This window comes from Clostridioides sp. ES-S-0190-01 (assembly GCF_020658275.1).
GTDB lineage: Bacteria > Bacillota > Clostridia > Peptostreptococcales > Peptostreptococcaceae > Clostridioides.
The window spans coordinates 210376-233075 of the sequence record NZ_JACVWA010000045.1; the positions used below are offsets into that span (position 1 = coordinate 210376).

The window sequence follows — 22700 nt, forward strand, 5'->3', positions numbered from 1 at the left end:
ATTATATTATAGATTATAATTATTAGAATTCAGCATTTTTAGGAGTTCTTGGGAAAGGTATAACGTCTCTTATGTTAGACATACCTGTCATATACATAATTATTCTTTCAAATCCAAGACCAAATCCAGAGTGAGTAGCAGTACCAAATTTTCTAAGTTCTAAATACCACCAGTAATCTTCTTCATTTAATCCCATTTCATGAATTCTATCTAATAGTACGTCTTCTCTTTCTTCTCTTTGAGAACCTCCAACTATTTCTCCAACACCAGGAACTAATAAATCCATTGCTCTAACAGTTTTCCCATCTTCATTCATTCTCATGTAGAAAGCTTTTATATCTTTTGGATAATCTGTAACAAATACTGGAGAATTGTATATTTGTTCTGTTATATATCTTTCATGTTCAGTTTGAAGATCGCATCCCCATTCTACTGGATACTCAAACTCATGTCCTGATTCAAGTAATAACTCTACTGCTTTAGTATATGTTATTCTAACAAATTCAGAGTTTACTATTTTATTTAGTCTTTCTAGCAATCCTTTATCTATAAAACTATTAAAGAATTCCATTTCTTCAGGAGCGTTTTCTAAAACATAGTTTATAACATATTTTATCATATCTTCTGCAAGTTCCATATTATCTTCAAGGTCTGCAAAAACTATTTCTGGCTCTATCATCCAAAATTCTGAAGCATGTCTTCCTGTATAAGAGTTTTCAGCTCTAAATGTAGGTCCAAAAGTATAGACATTTCTAAAAGAAAGTGCCATTATTTCAGCATTTAATTGCCCACTAACTGTCAAATTAGCTTCTTTCCCAAAGAAATCTTGTGTATAGTCTATTTTCCCATCTTCTGTTTTTGGTATATCATTTAAATCCATAGTTGTTATTCTAAACATTTCTCCTGCACCTTCACAGTCACTACCTGTTATGATTGGAGAATGTGCATATACAAAGTTTCTTTCTTGAAAGAATTTGTGTATTGCATATGCAGCTATTGATCTTACTCTAAATACAGCTGAAAAAGTATTACTTCTTGGTCTTAAATGTGCGATTGTTCTTAAATACTCAAGTGTATGTCTCTTCTTTTGTAGTGGGTATGAGCTATCTGATTCACCTTCTACAACTATATTTTTTGCATGTATTTCTACTGGTTGTTTAGCTCCTTCTGTAGATACCAACTCACCTTCTACAAGTATAGATGAACTTATTGCCAATTTACCTATCTCTTTAAAATTTTCAACTTTTTCATCAAATACTATTTGCATATTTTTAAAGAAACTTCCATCATTTAATTCTATAAATCCAAAGTTTTTAGATACTCTAGATGTTCTTATCCATCCAGCTACTTTTACAGTTTTTCCTATGTACTGTTCTTTATCTCTGTACAATTCTTTTACTGTTATAAATTCCTTTTGCATTTTAAAGCCTCCTAGTTTAATTTTTAGTAATTTTTTCTAAATATAATTCCATAAAAAAAGCCCTTCATCCCTGTATAAAGGGACGAAAGACTATTACTTTCGCGGTACCACCCTAGTTGTCATAAATGACCTCTTAGTTAAGCAATGCTTAAAGCCTATAACGGTGCCTTCCGTCTAAGTCTACTTGCTAAATAAGCTTTCGATTAGAAACTCCAAGATGTTCTTCAATATAAAACTTGTATTGAGCTTTCACCATCCTCAACTCGCTAAAACTACATTTTATATCTACTCTTCTCTTCACAGTATTTATCTTCTATTATTTCCGCTAATTAACAAAATTATACCAATTTATAAATTTTTAGTCAATAAATTTATACAATTGATATTTACTTGTCTTATATAATCTATAAATATTTATATGCAAAAATTTATATTTTCCTTTCAAATATTTATAAATTACATTTTGCCTTCTGACACCTATAAAAAAAGTAAAGCAGTATACTGTTTATTAGCTTAAGTTTAACTTTAAGCTTTTTAAACTAATACCACTTTACTTAAATACAATAAATTATTTATTTTTGTTATCAAGTATAGAAGTTTTACAGTTTACTTCCATTATCAACCCAATCTTTTGCTTCTTCAACACTATTAAGTGAAGGTATTGAAACTTTACTATGAGGTTTTAATTTTTCAACATCTGCCCAAGCTGCTGTTGATTCATTTCCAACTAGAAGCGGACTTCTAAGTCTTTTGTTATCATTACCTTTTAATGCTCTTGCTTTTTTACTTTCCAAAACTATCACCTCTATATATTTATTTTGTAATAGTTTTAGCAATTTTTCAAATTAAATTCATAAGTAAAATTTATAATAGATAAAATACCATTATTTACATATTTTTTTATTTATAAAGTATTTGCCATCTGTTGAATTGTATTTTTTAAATTTAAAATACCATATCCCTGTGAAACATTTGGATACGTATATATATCGAGCTTCGTAGCTCCCAATATTAAATATGTTTTTAAAACTTGTGTAAACAACGATAACCTTGGGATATTATCTTGTTTTTCCAAATATTCCATTAATAGGGCTAAGACTCCACAAACTATTGAACTACTAACTCCTGTACCTGTTGCTGTATTGTAGGTTCCATTTTTATATGTAGATATTATATCTACTCCTGGCGCTACTATATCTGGCTTAATTCCCCTTCCTCTAATTGGCCCTTTTGATGAACCAATCCACATACTATCAGTCTTATTATTAAATGTACCAACTGTGATTACATCATCACCAGCAGCATACATAGTTATTGTAGCCACTGAGTCTGGGTCTAAAAATCTTGTATCTGGTGCTATCAAGTTTTTATTTGGTAAATATATATCATACTCTCCCCCTATTATAAGTTCTGGAGTTAGCCTCAAAGTCCACACACCAGGTTTTATATCTCTGAGTCTTATCTCTAGGCTTTCATTCCCAGAAGTAATATATGGATAGATGAATCTCATTGAGTAAGTAGTATTTTCCAGATTAAACTTTCCTCTATATACATAAAAGTCTGGAGAATATCTTATATCATGACTAACCTCACCTGAAGGAGATATTATTTGTGCCCCTATCTTATCTGGACCATTTGTATTGAGTGTTATATCAAGTGCGTAATCGTCACCATCTTGTATTATTACATCTTGGACTTCATTTAAACTACTAAATCTTCCAGCATAATGAATATCTGTATTACCTTGATTACCTGCACCACTTACTACAACAACACCAGCACTACTTAATATATTAAATGTATCTAATATGGAAGTAGTTGCTACAGCACCTGACTTAACTCCAATAGTAAGATTTATTATTATAGGCTTATTTTCTGTTTTTGCTATATTAGTAACATATGTTATAGCTGCTAAAAAATCTGAAACACTATAATTTATCTTTCCAGCATAATAAGTATCTGTATATGATTTTAATTTAACCACTATCAAATCTGACTCTGTAGTTATACCTCTATATTGTGAATTTACTCTTCCATTTCCCACTAATATACCAGAAGCCAAAGTTCCAGTACCTATATTATCTTGACTTAAACTTCCATCATTTCTACTTATAGCTAGACTTAATTCACTTCTTGTAAATTCACTCCCAAAAATAAATCCTTCTGGTGGTGGATTTGTATTTTCTTCCTGATCCCATAATCGTAAAACCTTACTCGTTCCATCCGCATTTATAAAGTCAGGGTGTAAATAATCTATACCAGAATCTATAACTGCTAATAAAATCCCTCTTCCTGTTATATCATTATATGGATTCTCATAAATATACTCTGCTTCAGTAGCTGTTGTAATAGTTTCTCCATTATTCATATTATTAGTTATTTCAATTAAGCTGCTCATTGGAGCAGATTCTTCCCACCAAGCAACCTGTAATATATTGTTTAAAATAGTTTCATCAAAATCCATAGGTACATATATTACTGCAAGCTGACTATTTAAAACCATATATTTATTTATTCCGTTTTCTTGAAGTGCAGTTTCTATATCACCTTGGTAAATTATACAATAAGATTTTTCCATAAATCCCTCCTATCTTAACACATCAAACATACCTCTAACATCCAAAGTTCCATATCCAGTACTCATATTTGGATACTCTGTAGTTTGGTTTTTTCTAGCTCCAGCCTGCATAAAAGTTTTTATTTTTTGAACATATGCTTGATTTGGATATCTTCTATCAACAAAAGTATATTGAAAATACATCGCAGCGGCTCCTGCAGCATGTGCACTAGCTGCTGCTGTCCCAGTTATAGTCGCATATGTATTTCCAGGATATGCAGCTATTATATTAACTCCTGGTGCTACTAAGTCTGGCTTTAATCTATCCTCAATAGTCGGCCCTCTTGATGAACTTTGCCACAAACTATTATTAATAGTATTATAAGCTCCTACAGTTATTAAATCATCTTGAACAGCTGGATAATTTATTGTATAAAAAGGGTCAACCTCTCTAAATCTAGTTCCACTTTTTAAAAGAGCCCTATTTGGAAGATACAAGTTATATATTCCATTTACAATATAAACTCCTACTAATCTAATCTTCCACACTCCTCTTTTAGCATTTTTCAGAGTAACATTGGTAAACTGCTGCCCTGAAAAAGTAGTTGGATATACATATGTTATAGAATACTCCGTTCCTTCTAAATCAAATAAACCTGTTATCCTATTATAACTTGATATTCCAACACTTTTACTTTCTTCACCAGTGGGAGACACTATTATTACATCTGCCTTATCTGGTTTATTCAGCCAAAGTTCAACTGATAATTCTTCTTCTTCTTCATTTAATTCCAACTCGACTTCAACGGAACTTCCTACATTTGGTATTATTCCAGATGTGTGTGTCTGAGTATTTCCCTCATTTCCAGCTCCTGCTGTTATACACAGCCCTCTAGTAAAAAATGCTTTTTCACTATTACTTCTATTGGTCAATCCAACTAAACTATTGCTACCCAAAGATATATTTATTACTAATGGTTTCCCAAGTTCTAAAGATTTTTTATATGCATACTGAGATGCAGCAAATAACATTGCACTATTATAAAATCCTTCTATCTTAGCAATTTTTATTATTATTAATTCAGCATCTTCAGCTATTCCTGCATATTCCTTATTTACATTACCAAGACCTGCACATATGCCACTTATCATAGTCCCTTGCCCAACTTCATCTTGAGATAGACTAGCATCATTTTCTGCAATTGCTCTATTAATATCTTCTCGTGTATATTCTGTCCCAATATAAAAACCTTCAGGTGGAGTTCCATTCTTTGTTTGGTCCCATAAAAAAGCTATTTTTGAGGTTCCATCTGCATATATAAAGTCTTTATGTAAATAGTCTATTCCTGTGTCAGCAATCGCTATAAGAGTACCTCTTCCTGTTATTGTTATATTGGGATTATTTTTAAAAAAATTTACACCTATTTCTTCGGTTGCAACTACACCACCAAAAGTACCTTGATTAATCTCTCCAAGCAGTGTCATCTTTATAGTTGATTCTGTCCTTATAACTGATGGAAGTTCCAAAACTCGTTGTATGCTATTATAGTCTGTAGTGTTTATAGATAATACACCAAATGAGTCACTTAGCTTAAGAAATTCTTGACTCATACCCAATGAAGCTAACTCATCTTCAAATTCAGGAGTATGAATTACATTTATTCCTGCCAATGTTCCTGATTGTCTATCCATATTTTCACTTATAAAATCCTCCAACTTTAAATCATCGTTTCTCTGAGAATTATAATTTTCTATAACTCTATAATTATTTTCTTCATCTTTAAACGACTTATTAGTGCTTCTATATCCAATGTCTTCTGTTTCTAAGTCTTGATTTATACTAGATAAAGTATATAAATCTATGTCTGATAAACTTAAAAAACCAAATCCCGATGAATTATTTGGATATGACTGATTGCTTGTTCTTCTTGCTCCCCTAAGAAGCAATGCTCTTAACTTTTGCGAATATAAAAACAAATCATTTCCATTTACAATTCCCCATTCCATAAACAACGAACAAACTCCTGTAACATGAGGAGTGGCCATGCTCGTTCCAGTTAATGCTCCACTGGTACCTCCTGGTAAAAAAGATATTATATCTTCGCCTGGAGCTAATAAATCTGGTTTAAATACACCCAATTGTGTATCTCCCTCGCCAGAAAATATAGATACTATATCTGTTCTTGAATTGAAACTTCCTACAGTTATAACTCTACTTGCTGTTCCAGGAACTGTAACAGTAAGTTCTTGAGTAGGAATCAAAAACCTCGTGTTTCTATTTAATCCCTCAGAAGTTGGTAGATATATGTTTACATTACCAGTTACAATATCTATAGGTTCAAATACAATTCTCCATAGACCAGGATTTATCTGTGTATTTGAACTTAACTGCAATGTAACTCTTCTAGTAAGAGAATATGGTGCTATAGGATAAAAATAACCAGTAATTCTTGTATCTCCTAGAGTATTTCTTATTTCACCTGAAGTTAGAGAAATTGATTGTGTCTGACTATTCGATGGACTTACTAAATGTACACTAAAGTCATCAATAAAATCTGGCCATATGTTTATATTTAATATACGCTCTCCTTCTCCAATTACAAACTCAACTTCTTCTGTAGTATTATTTTGAAGCCTAATCCTTTTATGTCCCCCCTTATCTGCATTATTACCAGCCGCTACCACTATATTATTTTTCCAAAATAAACACATATCATCTATATACTGCTCAAATAAAGAAGTCCCTCTATGTGAGCCTTCATTACTTCCATAACTTATATTTAATGTAACAGGCATTCTTAATTCTAATGCCCTATCTAAAATAAATTTAATCGCCCTCATAAACTCTGTACTTCTTGAAAAAACATCTGTCTGTATATTTCCAACCCTTACTACGATTATCCTAGCATCGCTTGCAATGGTTGAACAAATACCTGCAACATGTGTACCATGTAGACTAGTCGTTGAGATAGGTATATATGTATTACCAGCTATTGCATTATTTATATCTTCATTATTATATAATGTTCCTTCTTTAAAACCTGCTGGAGGATTTCCTTGTATAGACTGGTCCCAATAGTATAATATTTTGGACTTTCCTTCACTATCTCTAAATACAGGCAAAGTATAATCTATACCTGAATCAATTATACCAATTATAGTTCCTTTTCCAGTTAATCCTGTTCTATTTTTAAAACCTGTTATCCCTGTGCTTGAAAAACTTTGTATGTCTTGAGTTTGTAATATAAAAGGTTTTTCTATAAACTCTATTTCTGGATAAGTCAGTAATCTATTTATATCTTCTTCATCACTTGATGTTATTATCGCATAGGAAGCATTAAGTATTTCTACTGAAACACCTAATTCTTGCTCTAATCTTAATATATCTCCATTGTATTTTACGATTAATTCATAATTTATTATAATCACCTCAATTTCTAAAATTATTATTAATGTATATGTTTTTTGTAAGTCTAAAATGTATTAGACTACATAATTTTTAAATTTCAATTATACAATTTATAATATAAAAAATGATGGTACATTTTTTATATAATTTGTACCATCATTTTTTATATTATTTCGCGACCATTAAATTTTTCAATGATTTTTCCAATCCTTTTACAGTTAATGGATACATATTAAACTCACTTTGTATTAACCTTTGAGTCTGATACCAATAACTGATTGAATCCCACCCATCTCTCAGTTCCGGATTTAGCCACACAATTTTACTATACTTTCTTTTGAATCTTTTAAGCCACTCTATTCCAGGTGTATCGTTATATGGACCTCGATAATTACCACCAATATGAAGTAACTCAGAAGGTGCCATAGACGCATCACCCACGATTATAACTTTATAGTTTTTATCTATGTTTTGTAATATCCATTCAGTATCAATAGACTTACTTAACCAACATTCTGGTGTAGTAAATAATCTATCATAAAAACAGTTATGAAAATAGTATACTTTTACATCTTTAAAGTGATTTGATTTACTTACAGACTGAAATAATGTATTACATAAAGTACTATATCCTCTCATTGAACCCCCTGAATCTATAAGCAACAAAAGCTTCACTGTATTTTTTCTTGGTTTTTCGAAAAACAGTTTTAAATATCCTGCATTATTACAAGTCTCTTCAATGGTTTTATCTAAATCAAGTTCTGTTTTTGGAGCATCTATTCTAGTAGAAAATTGACGAAGCCTTTTTAATGCAACTTGAAATTGACGCATATTTAAAACTTCATCATCTCTAAAATCTCTATACTTTCTTTCTCCTGCAACTTCGAGAACAGCTCTTCCATAGGTGGAAGTTCCGCCTATGCGTATACCAGTTTGACCTTTGCCTGAATGACCTAATTCAGAAGTACCCCCTGTTCCTATCCAGTAATTCCCTCCATTATGTGGAGAATCTTGTTCTTTTATACGTTCCTCTAATTTAGCTCTCAATTCATCAAGGTTTATGTTGGGATTTTGCTCTAATCTTTCAAATTCTTCTAAATCTACATTTGGATTTTTAAGCCAGTTCATAATCTCTTCTGGAATTTCCTCTTTGTGTTCTATACCTTTAAAGTACTCCAAAAACACTGCATCAAATTTATCAAAATTACTTTCACTTTTTATTAAAATCATCCTACAAAGATAGTAAAAATTCGAAAAATTTGAATAACAAAGCCCTTTGTCTAGTGCTTCAATTAGAGTCATCCACTCATTTAAAGATATATCTAGACCTCTTGCTCTCAATAAATAAAAAAATTTAATAAACATAATTATTCAGCTCCTATTGACTACAAACGTTTTTGCATAGATTCAATATCCTCGTTATTTTTAAGCAGTATCCCTGCAAAAGGAACTTCTTTTTCTATTTTTTCAATTGGAATTCCACTCAAAGTCAATGCTTGTATCCAGTCTATTAACTCTGATGTACTAGGCTTCTTTTGTATCTCTCTTAAACTTCTAATCCAATAAAAAGTAGTCATTACTTGTTCCAATAAATGTTCTTCAACTTTATCAAAATGTACTTTTACTATCTCCTCCATCATATCTCTATCAGGAAATTCTATATAATGAAATATACATCTTCTTAAAAAAGCATCTGGAAGCTCTTTTTCTGCATTCGAAGTTATAATCACTATAGGTCTTTGTTTTGCTGTTACAGTTTCTTTTGTTTCATTTATATAAAACTCCATTTTATCTAATTCCCAAAGTAAGTCGTTTGGAAACTCTAAGTCTGCCTTGTCTATTTCATCAATCAAAAGAATTACTTGTTGTTCTGAACTAAATGCTTCTCCTAATTTACCATATTTTATGTACTTACCAATATCATCTACTCCTTCACCTCCAAATTGGCTATCATAAAGTCTTTGAACAGTATCATATACATAAAGACCATCCTGTGCTTTTGTAGTTGATTTTATGTTCCAAATTACTAAATCTTTTTGCAGTTGATTTGAAATTGCTTGTGCAAGCATAGTTTTTCCTGTTCCAGGTTCTCCTTTAATTAAAAGTGGTTTTTCAAGTGCTATAGCAACATTAACTGATGCCATTAATTCTGGTGATACTACATAATCACTGCTTCCTTTAAAATTACCCATTTCTTTTTTTATCATAGGTTCTACTCCTTTTAAACAATAAATTTTCTAAATGTATATGATTATTATATTACTATTTTTGATATAAGGTGGTAATATAACACATTTGTATATCATTACTCTAAAATTCTATATCTAAATAAAATTACCTCTAAAATATTTAAATTTTATCTTTATTTGTCATAATTAAATGAAATATATATTTTTTAATAAGTACAAGATATATTATCTTATAAAAATATCAGTCATAAAAAGCGATGATTTAATTAAATCACCGCTTTTCATAAATTTGAGTTATAGCTAAATATAGAACAATTAACTTTTAGATTTGGGGTATCAATATAAAGTTCTGTATATATTTACTATTTCTTCTTTATTAAGTTTAATATAACTTTGATTTAGCAACCTTTGTTGACTATCTAGTACACTGTCTGCAAAACTATTTATCTCATACTCTTTCATTCCATATTCTCTTAAACTTTTTCTTGTAATAATTTTATTAAGTAGTTCTTCCATTTTTTCATATACCTCTGATACTTTACAATTCATTATTTCACTCAAAAGCATATTTATTTTTGCTAATTTACCATCTGGTGATAATCTATTATATGCTTTAAATACTTCTATAAAAAATTGATAATTAGCTTCACCATGAGTAACATGATAAACTCCACTTAATGGGTATGAAAGTGCATGTACTGCTCCTGTACCAGCATTCCCAAAAGCAATTCCAGCTAAATCACTTGCAATCAAAAAATCTTCTATAATATCAAATCTATAATCTTTTCCATTTAGTTCAATTTGCTGAAATCCATTTAAAATCATCTCTATAGCTTTGGTACTAAAAATTTCTGTATAAATACTCGCCTTTGGAGATACAAAAGATTCTATAGCATGTATTAAAGCGTCGATTGCACTTGTAGCAAAAAATGAATATGGAAGCTCTAATAATAACTCTGGAATTAAAACTGCATAATCTGGAAATAATTCATCTACAGCTAATCCAAACTTCGTATTCATCTCTGTTATTTCTGCAATTGAAATATTTGACACCTCTGAACCTGCTCCACAAGTTGTAGGAACAGCTATTAATTCTCTTATTTTTTCTAAAGGAACCTTTTTTTGAAATAAATCACTTGATTTCTTTCCATCTTTCAGTACTAACAACTTTGCCATATCAATAACTGCTCCCCCACCAATAGCAATAATTCTTGTACAATTAGTTTTTGAAAAATCATCCAATAATTTATCCATCATTATATCATTAGGTTCACCAGTTCCATACTTACTTTTATATTCTACATGTGCATCCAAACCAAGACTTTTAAAATATGTATCATATGCACTTTTACTTGTTAATATAAAATCTGATTTACAAATTTTGAATTCTTCTATAAATTCCTTTGAATTTTTAAATTTATGAACTTGTGTTTTTTGCTGAAATAACTTCATGGCATCCTCTTTTCTTCAACTTATGACTTGATGTTTTATTTTATATAATCTGTAATATAATTATAAAATTTTTATTTTTTATATGCAAGTTTTACAATAAGTAATTTATATTTTAAAATATCTTAATGTAGGTCCAATATTATATAAAATAAAATTAATTCATTATAAAAATAATCTAATTTTAAAATAATTGAACAAAATTAAAATCTAAAGTATAATAAAATAAAAATTTCACTAATCTTACTGAAAAATACTGTACAATTAACCTGTATTTCCTCAATAAGAAAAATGTTTGGAGGTAATTTTATTAATTATATCAAATAATCATATTTCTTCGTTTACAAATTCTATTCAATCAAATAAGCATAAACATTGGATGTTACAATTGTTTATAGGAATTGAAGACAGTTTAAATATAACTATAGATGGCAATGATATAGAAGGTAAATGTATTATTGTAGATAGTAATATAGAACATTGTTTTTCAACAGGAGAAAAAATATGTTTTACTATGTTAATTGAGCCAACATCATCACTTGCATTAAGCTTTAAGTCAAAATATATTGACAAAATTAAAGGTTATGGAATTATAGATATTCATAATAATAAACATACACAAAAAGAATATATTAATTTTTTCAAAAATCATGATGAAAAAAGTTATTTAAATTTTACAAATTCTATGTTCGAATGTCTTAATGTTACTCAAGACAATTACACAGTAGTTGATAAAAGAATTCATAAAATAATGCAAAGACTTAATGAGTGTGACTGTCATGACCATTCTATAAAAAAGATTTCTAATATGGTCTTTCTTTCGCCAAGTAGAGTGTCCCATATATTCAAAGAACAAACAGGAATGCCATTAAAAAGTTATATTCTCCTACATAAAATTCAAAAAGCATATTTTTTACTTTTATCTGGTAAATACTCTATAACTGATGCTGCTATGATGTCAGGTTTTGACAGCGCTTCACATCTAGCATATACCAATAAATGTATGACTGGTATGAATATTTCTGGTATATTAAAAAACAGCAAGTTTTTGAAAGTTTCAAATTACTCTAAGATATAAAATATAATTACACTAAATAAAGGAGATTTATATTTTATGAAAAGACATTTATCAGAAAGTACATTATTAGACTTTAATTCAAAAAATGTTCAAGAGCTTATTATCGAAAAAAAATGGAATCAATTAGATAATTTTAATAAAATCAAACAAATTTATAATTTTGTTAGAGATGACATCAAGTTTGGTTTTAATGAAAGTGACAATATATCTGCAAGTAAAATACTAAAAGATGGATATGGACAATGCAATACAAAAACGATACTTGCTATGTCACTTTTAAGAGGCGTTGGCATTCCATGTAGGATTCATGGTTTTACTCTAGATAAAAGAGTTCAATTAGAACTCTTAGGAGTTCTTTACAAGATTACTCCTACAGAAATCATTCACACATGGATAGAAGTATACTATGAAAAACAATGGTATCAATTAGAAGGTCTTATTTTAGATAAAAATTATCTTACAAGTATTCAGCAAAAATACAATGACTGTCAAGGCTTATTTTGGGGATGGGGCATTGCCACTAAAGATTTGCAAAATCCTCAAATATCTTGGAATCTAAATAATACATTTATTCAAAAAGAGGGAATAATTGATGATTTGGGAACCTTTGATACTCCAGATGATTTTTTCAATCAATATAACCAAAAAATAGGATGGTGTAAAAATCTTTTATACAAATATATTGGAAGGCACTATATAAATAGAAATGTACAGAGAATTAGAAACAAATTATAACTGTTTCTATTTGCAATATGCAAATTTGAGAAGATAAAAACACTATTTAGAGAAAACTTGCAAAATATTGTACACTTGTCAAATTTAATATTAATCACACTATATTAATACTACTTTTTATTGTATAATAAGCTATAAATATTAACTTGATTTTAAATTTAAGTAAATATAAACTTAATAAATATAAGAAAGGTTGTGTTGTTTTGCAAGATAAAAAAATTCATTTAAATATTATACTTACTGTAGTTATTTCATATATTTTGATTAAAGTTATTGATAATTACAAATATTTTTTTGGAGTAATAAGTTTACTGATGTCACTACTAACTCCATTTATAATAGCCTTTGTATTAGCATATGTATTTAATCCATTAGTAAAATTTTTAGAAAATAAACTTAATTTTAAAAGGATATATTCTTTGCTTCTTACTTATGGCGTATTAATAGTTATATTAATATCTTTTATACTATTTACAGTTCCATCCATAGTAAATAGTTTGGCTGATCTGGTAACTCAAGTTCCTATGTATATAGACAAGACAGAACAATTTTTATTTGATTTAGGAAAAAGCTTACAATCAGTAGACCCTAATACATTAAAAGAATATGGTGATAAAATTATGAGCGTAATGCCCAAGTTTAGTAACTTGCTTATTGGTTCACTTGGAGGAATCTTTAGTACTACCTTCTCTGTTGGAAAATTTATAGTACAACTTGTTTTAGGTTTTATAATTTGTTTCTATATATTATTAGAAAAAGAAAGATTCTTAGAATTTACAAAGAAAATTGTTTATATTTCTTTAGGTAAAAAATATGGAGACTTTATAATAGAATTGTGTCAAAGCTTAAATTTAAATATTGGTAAATACTTTACAGGCAAAATTTTAGATTCATTTGTAGTTGGAGTACTTTCTGGAATTGGTCTATACTTTTTAAAGTCTGAATATGCCCTATTGTTTGGTACATTAATGGGTATTATGAATATGGTTCCATATTTTGGCCCAGTAATAGGTATGGCACCAGTTGTAGTAATCAACTTATTCTACAATCCGACAACTGCATTAACTTGTTTAATTTACTTAATAATAATTCAACAAGTAGAAGTTGCATTTATAGAACCAAAAATTGTAGGTGGACAGCTAGGGCTTAGCCCATTCTTTACAATACTAGCAGTTACTGTTGGTGGAGGATTTTTTGGTATACCTGGTATGATTCTATCTGCTCCTGTTATGGGTGTAATAAAAATATACTTTTGTGAATTTGTTAATCGTAGACATGATAAAATACAAATGGAATAAAAATACAATTTAATTACGATTTTGTAATCAAAGGTTACAGCTGTGTAACTGTAATATTATCCTCTTTAATGGTAATATTTAATTATAGAAAACATATAATATTATTAAGAAATGAATCTTATATAATTAATTACGAAAGAGGGTTTTAGTATGAAAAAAGCACTTATATCTTTATTAGTTTTATCTTGTTTATTATTAACTGCACCAGTAAATGAATCTTCTTATGCTGATTCTCAAAAGAATGTTCCTGTAAGTCAAAGTACTAAATTGACTCAAGAGCAAGCCAAAGAACTTTTAGTAAAATACAACAATAAAGTTGATTACATATATCAAGGAAATGCTAGCGATTTTGAAGCATTAAAAGCTAAAAATCTTAATGGATATGTATTTTTACCAGATGCAGATGGTGACATTGGTTATTTTGTAAATGAAAATACTTCTGAGATATATTACTTCCATCCAAGTGGATACCTTGAATTGGTTAATCAACAACAAAATAATAAATAAAATAATTAACTAATATAAAAATGGATGCAAATTGATATAAATTTAGCATCCATTTTATTTTTATTTTAAAGTTGTTTCTTTTTATATATTTAAATATTTTATTAATCCTGTGCTTGCTCTTTTATAAGTTTCTTTATATCTACAGCTGGTTCATCTTCCATTTTTATAACTTTGCCTTCCCATGTTCTAAGCATAACATAATCTGTTCCTTTTGATACAAGGTATTGTGGAAGTAATGGAGTCTTACCGCCTCCTTTTGGAGCATTAACTATATATGTTGGTATTGCCATTCCTGATGTATATCCTCTTAGATATTCCATTATTTCAAGACCATCATCTACTGATGTATTAAAATGTTTTGTTCCTTTTACATGTTTGCTTTGGAATATATAGTATGGTTTTACTCTTATTTTAAGTAATTCTTGATTTAAACATCTCATTACAAATTTATCATTATTTATACCATTTAATAACACGGCTTGATTTCCTAATGGTATACCTGCATTTGCTAATTTTTCACAAGCCTCTTTAGATTCTTTAGTTATTTCCATCGGATGATTAAAATGTGTATTTATATATATAGGATGATATTTTTTTAGCATATTACAAAAATCATCTGTAACTCTTTGTGGCATGGTAACAAGAGTTCTAGTTCCTAATCTAACATAATCAACATGTGGTATTTCTTTAAGTTGGCTAAGAATCCATTCCAAATAATCATCTTTTAATGTAAGAGCATCTCCACCAGTTACTAATACATCTCTTATTTCTTCATTTTCTCTAATATAGTCTATAGATTCTTGTATAACAGCTTTCGACTTATGAGAATCTTGTTGACCAATATTTCTTCTTCTTTGGCAATGTCTACAATACATAGCACATTCATTTGTTACATTTATTATTAATCTATCTGGATATCTTCTAGTTATACATCCTGCTGGATTTGTATACTCTTCTCCCATTGGGTCTAAATCATCTTGTTCATCTTCCAATTCTATATGTGTCGGTATAGAAAGTAATTTTATAGGGTCACATATGTCATCTGGGTCTATCAAGCTCAAATAATATGGAGATATTGCCCATCTAAATTGAGTACCAACTTCTTTTATATATTCTTTTTCTTTTTTAGTTAGATTGATAATCTTTGATAAAGTATCTACATCTGTGATTCTATTTGATAATTGCCATTTGTAATTATCCCAGTCTTCTTCTGTTCCATTTAATATGCTTAATATGTTTTGTTTTCGTTTATTTATCTCTTCTTCTTTTTCAAGACCTCTGTTAATTGTTTTCCTAGCCTGAATATAATCATCAATTTTTGATTTTAGTTCAGCAGCTCTCTCTAAGGATATTCTAGTTTGTTCATTCATAATTTTTAGCTACCAAAATTAATTAATTTCCATTATTGATAGCATCCTCCTTTCTGATGTGTTTATATCATTCTGATAGGCAAATTTAATTTTGCCATATAGATTTTATAACATATGAAATTGATTTTATTTTTGCATTTTTTCTGTTATTTTATACATTTGTGAATATTTTCCCACTATAGTCAATAAATTACAATTTATTATGCATTTTTTTTAACAAATGATTAATTATTTCTATTTTTAAGAATTATTTTACCATAAAACGATTATATTTTCAAGATGATTAAAGTTAAAATTTTAATAGAAAGTAAAGTATTTCATTAAATAATAAAAGCGGAGGTTTATTATAATAAATTTCTCCGCATTTTTATTTATTTAATTAAATTATACTCAGATAAAATCTTATTAGTAGCTTCATTTCTTTTTATAATCTCATCTTTTCTTTCTTCAATAATTATGATATTATACTTTTTTGCTATCTCTGCTATTTTCTTACATGATAAGTTAGACATAGAATGCGTTGTTGGATTATGATAATCTGGTATGATATATATGCCTTTTATGTTTTCATTTTTACAATAATTTTCACACTAAAAATTTAACACCAGTATGTTTCAATAAAATAGAAAGGATAGTATGATTACTCCCATACTATCCTCTTCTTATAATGATTTGATTTATTAATAAATCATAAATCTAACACTTCTAAATTTTTGTATAAATTTATCTTACATTTATAGCATCACTATTTTTAGAATTTTGTCCATTGTAATTTGCCACTACATATATATCTAAATTTAAATCTCCTTCAGGGATACTTATAGTATGTTCATTCCCTTTTATATCACTTTGATACAAAGTAAACTCACCATCTCCATTAGTATTATTTTTTATATATATACTATAGGTACATTCTTTATGAGATACACTGCTCCAGTTAACTCTAATAACATTGTTATCTCTGTCAACATTAGCGGATATATTTTCAACCTTCATGTTTTGTATGTTATCATTATTATCTGAGTTGCCATTACCATTCATATTAGTAATGTTTATTATATTACTTGGCTTGGTTGTGTCTGAGTCTTTCTTACCTAGAACATAAATATCATAATCTATACTCTGATTATCTTTTACATCAATTTCTATAGTAGCATATACTTTTTGTGATTTTCCTAAATCACTTTCATTTACAGTTATAGATTTGATTTTCTTAAATGATTCTTCTGACAACTTGTCTTTAAGATATATATCATAGTCAAAAACATCTTTCATATAATCCCATTCAAGTTTAATAATAACTTTGTTATTTACTATTTTATGTGAACCTACTAAATTCTGTATATAATCATTAGTTATAGTTTCTTTGACTACTGTTACAGTTATTATTTTAGACTTATCTCCACAAGTTATCCTTACTCTTTCTTTACCTTCTCTAAGACCTACTACACTTCCATCACCGCTTAGACTTATAGCTCTTTCCACAGGTAATTTTGAATCGGCCAACTCATAGTGTATTTTTGGTGGTTCTAAACCTGGTGGAGAAGTTATTATATCTGGTTTTAATTTCTCATTTTGGTCAACTTCTATTTTTACATCATTCATATTTATTTCGGCAACTCTAGCTTGAATTCTAAAGGTTCTCTCTACTTCTTTATTTCCACACTTAGCATATATTGTGGCTTTTCCAACTCCAACTGCACTTACTGTATTTCCTTTAATTTTTAGCACATCATCATTACTACTCTTATAGATAGGTTTATATGACTTTTTAAATTTGTCATAATCAACCTCTATTGTACTTTCTATAGTAGCACTATCACCAACATGTTTTAAATCCCCATTAATCTCCATATCTAGTGATTCTACTTCTGGGTCTACTACCTTTATAGTAGCCTTTTTCAACACTCTTGAATTCTTCATAATACCCACAGAAGAATACCCAACCTTTAATGCTGTCATCTTATTTCCATCTATTTTTAAAGTCCCTGAATTATCCAACACATTAAACCAAATATTTGGGTCTTTAGCATATGAAGGAACCTTGATATATTCGCCAGTAGACAAAGTAACTGTTTCATTTAGTTTTACTACATATTTATCTAAATCTTTAACATATTCCCCATCTACAATTTCGATTTCCACTCCCTTTACCATTGGTCTAAGTATTCCAAATTTAAAAAGGTAGTACTGCGCAACAAGCAATATAGGAATAGATATAATTATGGCAATTTTTCTGTATTTCTTATTTTCTACAAATCTCATCTATCCACTTCCTTTAGCCTAATATATAATCATTTGTTTTGTAAGCAATCTACCTAAGTTAAATATTGGGATAAACTGGAAAAGTATTATATTTCAGAATATCCCTATACTAATTATAAACCATAAATTTAAAATTTAAAACTAAAATTAGTGTTAATTTCTTACTATTACAATAGTCTAATTTTAGTGAAATAACATTTGTCTTGTCAGCTAAAAAGTTATATAATTAATTCAAAAGAAATTTATACTTGTATTATATGAGGAGGGCTTTAAATTGGAAATCAATTACAAAAAAAAAGATTTCAAATCATTTGCTAAAAGAAAAAACATTGAAATTTCTGTTCAAAGGTATCTTATTGATGCGTTAAGTTACATGGCACTCGGTCTTTTTTCTTCCCTTTTAATTGGAACAATTTTTAACACATTAGGAGACAACTTCAATATTTCTCTTTTTACTGAAGTTATAAGCCCTCTTGCTAAACAAGTTACAGGTCCAGCTATAGCAGTGGCTATTGCGTATGGACTTCAAGCGCCTCCACTTGTGCTATTTTCTTGTGCACTTGTTGGAGCTTGTGGTAACGAATTAGGGGGTCCTGTTGGGGCATTTGTCGCTACACTTTTTGCTGTAGAGATTGGAAAATTAGTTTCAAAAGAAACAAAAGTAGATATATTAGTTACACCTGCTGTAACAATACTAATTGGAGTACTTGTGGCAGAACTTATTGGACCAGCTGTTTCTGCATTTATGACTTCATTTGGAAACATAATAATGCAAGCTACAACTATGCAACCCATCATAATGGGAGCTCTAGTCTCTGCACTGGTTGGAATAGCTCTTACATTACCTATAAGTAGTGCAGCTATTTGTATGATGTTAAGTTTGGGAGGGCTTGCTGGTGGAGCAGCAACTGTTGGTTGTTGTTGCCAAATGATAGGTTTTGCTGTTATGAGTTTTAGAGAAAATGGAGTAGGAGGTCTTGTAGCTCAAGGACTTGGTACATCCATGCTCCAAGTTCCCAATATAATAAAAAACTGGAAAATTTGGATACCACCTACAATAGCTTCAATAATACTTGGCCCATTATCTACAACAATATTTAAAATGGAAAATATACCTATTGGCTCTGGTATGGGAACTTGTGGATTAGTTGGACAATTTGGAACAGTAACTGCCATGCAAAGTGCTGGAAAAGGTGGAATAACTATGTGGATTGGTATACTTTTACTTAACTTTGTACTTCCTGCTATTGTAACTCTAATAATATCAGAATTTATGAGAAAAAAAGGTATGATAAAACCAGGAGATTTAAAATTAGATGTATAAATAAAAAAACTACTCCTTACTTTTTTATAAGTAATAAGGAGTAGTTTTTTTTATGAAAATTCCAACATTTTTTTCAGTAACCAATCCATAGAACCTTTAACTTCATTCCAAAGTACTATATTTTCATCATAGTAATAGACAGCTTCTCCCTTTTCTTCCGCTGTAACAAACTCTCTACCAAAGGCATTTCGCCAATCTATTAAATATAATCCAATATATTTATTTTTATTTTTAGCACTTTTAATAGCATCACTTGCTAAAAACATATTTTTATTTTTAAAATAATAAAGAGCTTTGCTATACATCCATGTAGCAGAATTTTCTTCTTTATACATTTCAAATAAATTATTTATTGCTATTCTATCATTTAACCTAATTAATACATTGAGTAATTTATACCTTATTCCTTGCTCATCATCAGGATTGATTTCTATTAAATACTCTAATACCTTTCTAGCTTCCTTTAAATTATCAATACTCTCTAACTTCCTAGCAAGAGACTCAAGTGCTACCATATAAGCTCTAGTAGATACACCTTTCCAAAATCCAAGTTGTCTATCTTCCTTAGTAATCATGCTTTTTCCAATGTTTACAGCTTCTTCCATATACCTAATTGACTCAATATGATTTTTAGCTTCTTGTGATAGTTTAATATATCTTTTATAAAGTATTTTTTTCTTTTCTAACTCTAAATCTATGGCTTTGGATTTAGAGTTACTCTCTCTTACCCAAAACTCAATATTAGAGATAGCAATAGTCTCTTGATTTAAGAAATCAATATTACAAACGTCTTTTATCAATGATGATTTATTGTTTATAGTGTTTAAAGAAACACCTATTTTTTTTGAAAATTCCTTTTTGGTTATATGTAATGGATGCTTCTTATTATATAAGAGATTTTGCTCCAAAACTATGTTTAGTATAGCTGAAGACCATATATCAGCTCTAGAAGAATGAATTATCTCTTTATTATTATCTAAAATGTCTTGCAAGATTTTAAAACTTATATCTTTATATTCTTGATTTAGATTGGAGTTGCAAAATCTATTTATCTTGTCTTTAATTTCTTCTATCTTGCTTGTCATGACTCCTCCTCCATATTTTACACATATAAGACTACTGCTACAAATTCAAGTTCTTCTTCTCCTATATTCTCTATAGAATGTTCTTCACCATCAGCAGTGTATATTACATCACCCTCATTTACTTCTACAAATTCCCCATTATCAAAAACTTTACCTTTTCCCTTTAATATATAATATACCTCAAAATCAGTTGTATGGTCATGCACACCAATTGAACTTCCTACTGGTAAAGTTATTCTTTTAAATAATCTTCCTTTTCCTTTAAGCTCATCAATTTGTAATATATTTTCAAGCTTAACTTTTCCAACCCCACCAGTTAAATTTTCTTTTACTTCTACTTGTAATTCAGATTTCTTTCTTATCATAGCTCATCCCACCTGCCAAACAATCAATCTAACTACTAAATTGGCATATCCTTTCCATAATATGTTGTATTTTAATATAATAATAACATATATTCTTGTAAAAAAATATTACTGAATCTATAAAATAATACTATTTTTATAGATTATTAACACTTTGTTTTCTTATGCCATAAGTTGACGTCTTTATAAAAAAAACATATACTCATATAGTGTGGAAAATTTTTGTTAAATTATTGGTCTGGAGGTTCTCGACATATGTCAATTTTAAAAACTCAAGAAAAGCTTAAACAGCCTAAGGATTTATATTTTTGTTGTTCAATATTTACATTTGTAGGACTTGCATACTATGGTATGAAATTAGTGCTATTGTTATTTCTAGCTGAGCAAGTATCTAAAGGTGGTTTGGGATTAACACCAGCAGAATCTGCATCAATGCTTGCATCTTTTTTAGCATGGACTTATTTTTCTCCAGTTATTGGTGGATGGGTTAGTGATAGATTTTTAGGTCCGAAAAATTGTATTATGCTTGGAATGATAATGGTTTCAATTGGCTACTTTTTAGGATATCTGGCAAATAGCAAAATGGATGTAAACATCATGATATTCTTGTCTGGATTAGGAATAGGTTTTTATAAGGGAAACTTACATACCTTAGTTGGAAACTTATATACTAATGATGACCCAAGAAAGGATGGCGCTTTTTCTATTACATATATGGCTACTAATCTGGGAACATTATTTGGTCCTTTAATCTGTGGTTTGGTCGCTAATGAATGGTTCGCTATGAAAAATGGTACTTCTATAAATATGTATGGTTACAGATATGTATTTTTATTTGCTTCAATTACTGTTTTAATAGGCTTATTATTCTTTATATTTGGTCACAAAAGATTTTATAAATCTTCAAGTAATGAATTTAGTAGTCAAAAAGAAACTATAAAGAAATCATTAGAATATAAAAAATTACTTGCTTCAAAACCATTAACTTCAGTTGAGAAAAAAAGAATAATAGTAATATTAATATTAGCTTTTTTTACAGTATTTTTTTGGATAGCATATAATCAAGCTTCTATGTCTATAGCTTTGTATACAAAAGAACACATAAATCTGACTGTTGGTAATTTTCAAATACCAACCTCATGGATAGATTCATATAATGGTCTTCTATGTGTCATCCTTGGCCCTATATCTGCTCTAGTCTGGGTAAAATTATCTCAGACTAAAAAAGGCGATTTAAGTGTACCTTCAAAAATGAGTCTAGGGTTTATACTATTAGCTATAGCATTTTTATTCATGATAGTCGCAGTTATACAAACAGGAACTAACCCTAATTCAATTCAGAAAGCAAGTGTATTTTGGGTAATTGGATTTTTAACATTCCAAAGTATAGGAGAGATTTGTTTTTCTCCAGTTGGATATGGTATGGTAAATAAACTTTCACCAGAAAAATATATTTCATTCTTAATGGGTGTTTGGTTCTTAGGTAAATTTGCAGCAAATAAATTATCTGGTTATACACAGGCTATTATAGACCACCTTGGTATGTTACAAGTATTTATAGTAATCCCTTCATTTTTATTGATATTTGGAATTATATTACTTATAATGAATAAAAAACTTGTAGAATTATCAAAGTAAAAACTATGTTT

General features: G+C 29.0%; 18 protein-coding genes and 1 other annotated feature. Of the genes, 6 read left to right on the plus strand and 12 right to left on the minus strand.

Annotated features, from left to right (window positions below; genetic code table 11):
- Window positions 1-22 precede the first annotated feature (22 nt).
- The 7 genes from asnS to IC214_RS19255 all read right to left on the minus strand — a co-directional run bounded on the left by asnS (window position 23) and on the right by IC214_RS19255 (window position 11027).
- Window positions 23-1420, minus strand: coding sequence for an asparagine--tRNA ligase (asnS, locus tag IC214_RS19225; RefSeq protein WP_227437264.1), 1398 nt, complete (start codon window positions 1418-1420; stop codon window positions 23-25).
- Between the two features lie 75 nt (window positions 1421-1495).
- Window positions 1496-1730 (minus strand) — a binding site (T-box leader).
- A gap of 289 nt (window positions 1731-2019) precedes the next feature.
- Window positions 2020-2214, minus strand: a complete 195-nt coding sequence (locus IC214_RS19230; protein ID WP_227437266.1) for a CDIF630_02480 family spore surface protein — start codon at window positions 2212-2214, stop codon at window positions 2020-2022.
- A gap of 110 nt (window positions 2215-2324) precedes the next feature.
- The gene (gene cspC / locus IC214_RS19235) at window positions 2325-3998 is read right to left on the minus strand and encodes a bile acid germinant receptor pseudoprotease CspC (RefSeq protein ID WP_227437268.1); all 1674 of its coding nucleotides are present in this window, start codon (window positions 3996-3998) and stop codon (window positions 2325-2327) included.
- A 9-nt stretch (window positions 3999-4007) separates the two neighbouring features.
- Window positions 4008-7406 carry a bifunctional germination protease/germinant receptor pseudoprotease CspBA gene (cspBA, locus tag IC214_RS19240; protein WP_227437270.1) on the minus strand — a complete coding sequence of 1133 codons (3399 nt, stop codon included), beginning with the start codon at window positions 7404-7406 and terminating at the stop codon, window positions 4008-4010.
- Window positions 7407-7554: 148 nt separating this feature from the next.
- Window positions 7555-8751 carry a VWA domain-containing protein gene (locus IC214_RS19245; protein WP_227866912.1) on the minus strand — a complete coding sequence of 399 codons (1197 nt, stop codon included), beginning with the start codon at window positions 8749-8751 and terminating at the stop codon, window positions 7555-7557.
- Between the two features lie 20 nt (window positions 8752-8771).
- Window positions 8772-9593 carry an AAA family ATPase gene (locus IC214_RS19250; RefSeq protein ID WP_227437274.1) on the minus strand — a complete coding sequence of 274 codons (822 nt, stop codon included), beginning with the start codon at window positions 9591-9593 and terminating at the stop codon, window positions 8772-8774.
- Window positions 9594-9911: 318 nt separating this feature from the next.
- A complete protein-coding gene (locus tag IC214_RS19255; protein ID WP_227437276.1) occupies window positions 9912-11027 on the minus strand; it encodes a 4-hydroxybutyrate dehydrogenase in 1116 nt (371 codons plus the stop codon).
- Between the two features lie 292 nt (window positions 11028-11319).
- Between IC214_RS19255 and IC214_RS19260 the strand changes: the two genes are divergently transcribed.
- The 4 genes from IC214_RS19260 to IC214_RS19275 all read left to right on the plus strand — a co-directional run bounded on the left by IC214_RS19260 (window position 11320) and on the right by IC214_RS19275 (window position 14642).
- Window positions 11320-12102, plus strand: coding sequence for a helix-turn-helix domain-containing protein (locus IC214_RS19260; RefSeq protein WP_227866913.1), 783 nt, complete (start codon window positions 11320-11322; stop codon window positions 12100-12102).
- 36 nt (window positions 12103-12138) lie between these two features.
- On the plus strand, window positions 12139-12837 hold the full coding sequence (locus IC214_RS19265) for a transglutaminase-like domain-containing protein (protein WP_227437280.1): 699 nt from the start codon (window positions 12139-12141) through the stop codon (window positions 12835-12837).
- Between the two features lie 203 nt (window positions 12838-13040).
- Complete coding sequence (locus IC214_RS19270; RefSeq protein ID WP_227437282.1) at window positions 13041-14135, plus strand: AI-2E family transporter; 1095 nt, start codon at window positions 13041-13043, stop codon at window positions 14133-14135.
- A 150-nt stretch (window positions 14136-14285) separates the two neighbouring features.
- Window positions 14286-14642, plus strand: coding sequence for a hypothetical protein (locus IC214_RS19275; RefSeq protein WP_227437284.1), 357 nt, complete (start codon window positions 14286-14288; stop codon window positions 14640-14642).
- Between the two features lie 101 nt (window positions 14643-14743).
- On the opposite strand, the gene eam is transcribed toward IC214_RS19275, so the two are convergent.
- From eam to IC214_RS19290, 3 genes are all read right to left on the minus strand, one after another.
- On the minus strand, window positions 14744-16012 hold the full coding sequence (gene eam / locus IC214_RS19280) for a glutamate 2,3-aminomutase (protein WP_227855526.1): 1269 nt from the start codon (window positions 16010-16012) through the stop codon (window positions 14744-14746).
- Between the two features lie 371 nt (window positions 16013-16383).
- The gene (locus tag IC214_RS19285) at window positions 16384-16524 is read right to left on the minus strand and encodes a hypothetical protein (RefSeq protein ID WP_227482756.1); all 141 of its coding nucleotides are present in this window, start codon (window positions 16522-16524) and stop codon (window positions 16384-16386) included.
- A gap of 211 nt (window positions 16525-16735) precedes the next feature.
- Window positions 16736-18277 (minus strand): hypothetical protein, encoded by a 1542-nt coding sequence (locus tag IC214_RS19290; protein ID WP_227866914.1) that lies wholly within the window; start codon window positions 18275-18277, stop codon window positions 16736-16738.
- Between the two features lie 274 nt (window positions 18278-18551).
- On the opposite strand from IC214_RS19290, the gene IC214_RS19295 reads away from it, so the two are divergent.
- Window positions 18552-19601: a PTS transporter subunit IIC gene (locus IC214_RS19295; protein WP_227855528.1), complete on the plus strand. Its 1050-nt coding sequence runs from the start codon at window positions 18552-18554 to the stop codon at window positions 19599-19601.
- A 50-nt stretch (window positions 19602-19651) separates the two neighbouring features.
- Here the strand turns inward: IC214_RS19295 and IC214_RS19300 are convergent, their stop codons facing one another.
- Window positions 19652-20686, minus strand: coding sequence for a DUF6398 domain-containing protein (locus tag IC214_RS19300; protein WP_227866915.1), 1035 nt, complete (start codon window positions 20684-20686; stop codon window positions 19652-19654).
- 17 nt (window positions 20687-20703) lie between these two features.
- Window positions 20704-21051, minus strand: a complete 348-nt coding sequence (locus tag IC214_RS19305; RefSeq protein ID WP_227437292.1) for a cupin domain-containing protein — start codon at window positions 21049-21051, stop codon at window positions 20704-20706.
- Window positions 21052-21306: 255 nt separating this feature from the next.
- Between IC214_RS19305 and IC214_RS19310 the strand changes: the two genes are divergently transcribed.
- Window positions 21307-22689, plus strand: a complete 1383-nt coding sequence (locus IC214_RS19310) for a peptide MFS transporter (RefSeq protein WP_227482758.1) — start codon at window positions 21307-21309, stop codon at window positions 22687-22689.
- The last annotated feature ends 11 nt before the right edge of the window (window positions 22690-22700 follow it).

What these genes read in the sequence shown, in the direction of transcription:
- IC214_RS19290 (WP_227866914.1), bottom strand. Translation starts at nt 18,277, where the DNA reads ATGAGATTTGTAGAAAATAAGAAATACAGAAAAATTGCCATAATTATA.
- IC214_RS19310 (WP_227482758.1), top strand. Translation starts at nt 21,307, where the DNA reads ATGTCAATTTTAAAAACTCAAGAAAAGCTTAAACAGCCTAAGGATTTA.
- IC214_RS19275 (WP_227437284.1), top strand. Translation starts at nt 14,286, where the DNA reads ATGAAAAAAGCACTTATATCTTTATTAGTTTTATCTTGTTTATTATTA.
- asnS (WP_227437264.1), bottom strand. Translation starts at nt 1,420, where the DNA reads ATGCAAAAGGAATTTATAACAGTAAAAGAATTGTACAGAGATAAAGAA.
- IC214_RS19300 (WP_227866915.1), bottom strand. Translation starts at nt 20,686, where the DNA reads ATGACAAGCAAGATAGAAGAAATTAAAGACAAGATAAATAGATTTTGC.
- IC214_RS19245 (WP_227866912.1), bottom strand. Translation starts at nt 8,751, where the DNA reads ATGTTTATTAAATTTTTTTATTTATTGAGAGCAAGAGGTCTAGATATA.
- IC214_RS19305 (WP_227437292.1), bottom strand. Translation starts at nt 21,051, where the DNA reads ATGATAAGAAAGAAATCTGAATTACAAGTAGAAGTAAAAGAAAATTTA.
- eam (WP_227855526.1), bottom strand. Translation starts at nt 16,012, where the DNA reads ATGAATGAACAAACTAGAATATCCTTAGAGAGAGCTGCTGAACTAAAA.
- IC214_RS19250 (WP_227437274.1), bottom strand. Translation starts at nt 9,593, where the DNA reads ATGATAAAAAAAGAAATGGGTAATTTTAAAGGAAGCAGTGATTATGTA.
- cspC (WP_227437268.1), bottom strand. Translation starts at nt 3,998, where the DNA reads ATGGAAAAATCTTATTGTATAATTTACCAAGGTGATATAGAAACTGCA.
- IC214_RS19255 (WP_227437276.1), bottom strand. Translation starts at nt 11,027, where the DNA reads ATGAAGTTATTTCAGCAAAAAACACAAGTTCATAAATTTAAAAATTCA.
- IC214_RS19265 (WP_227437280.1), top strand. Translation starts at nt 12,139, where the DNA reads ATGAAAAGACATTTATCAGAAAGTACATTATTAGACTTTAATTCAAAA.
- IC214_RS19285 (WP_227482756.1), bottom strand. Translation starts at nt 16,524, where the DNA reads ATGTCTAACTTATCATGTAAGAAAATAGCAGAGATAGCAAAAAAGTAT.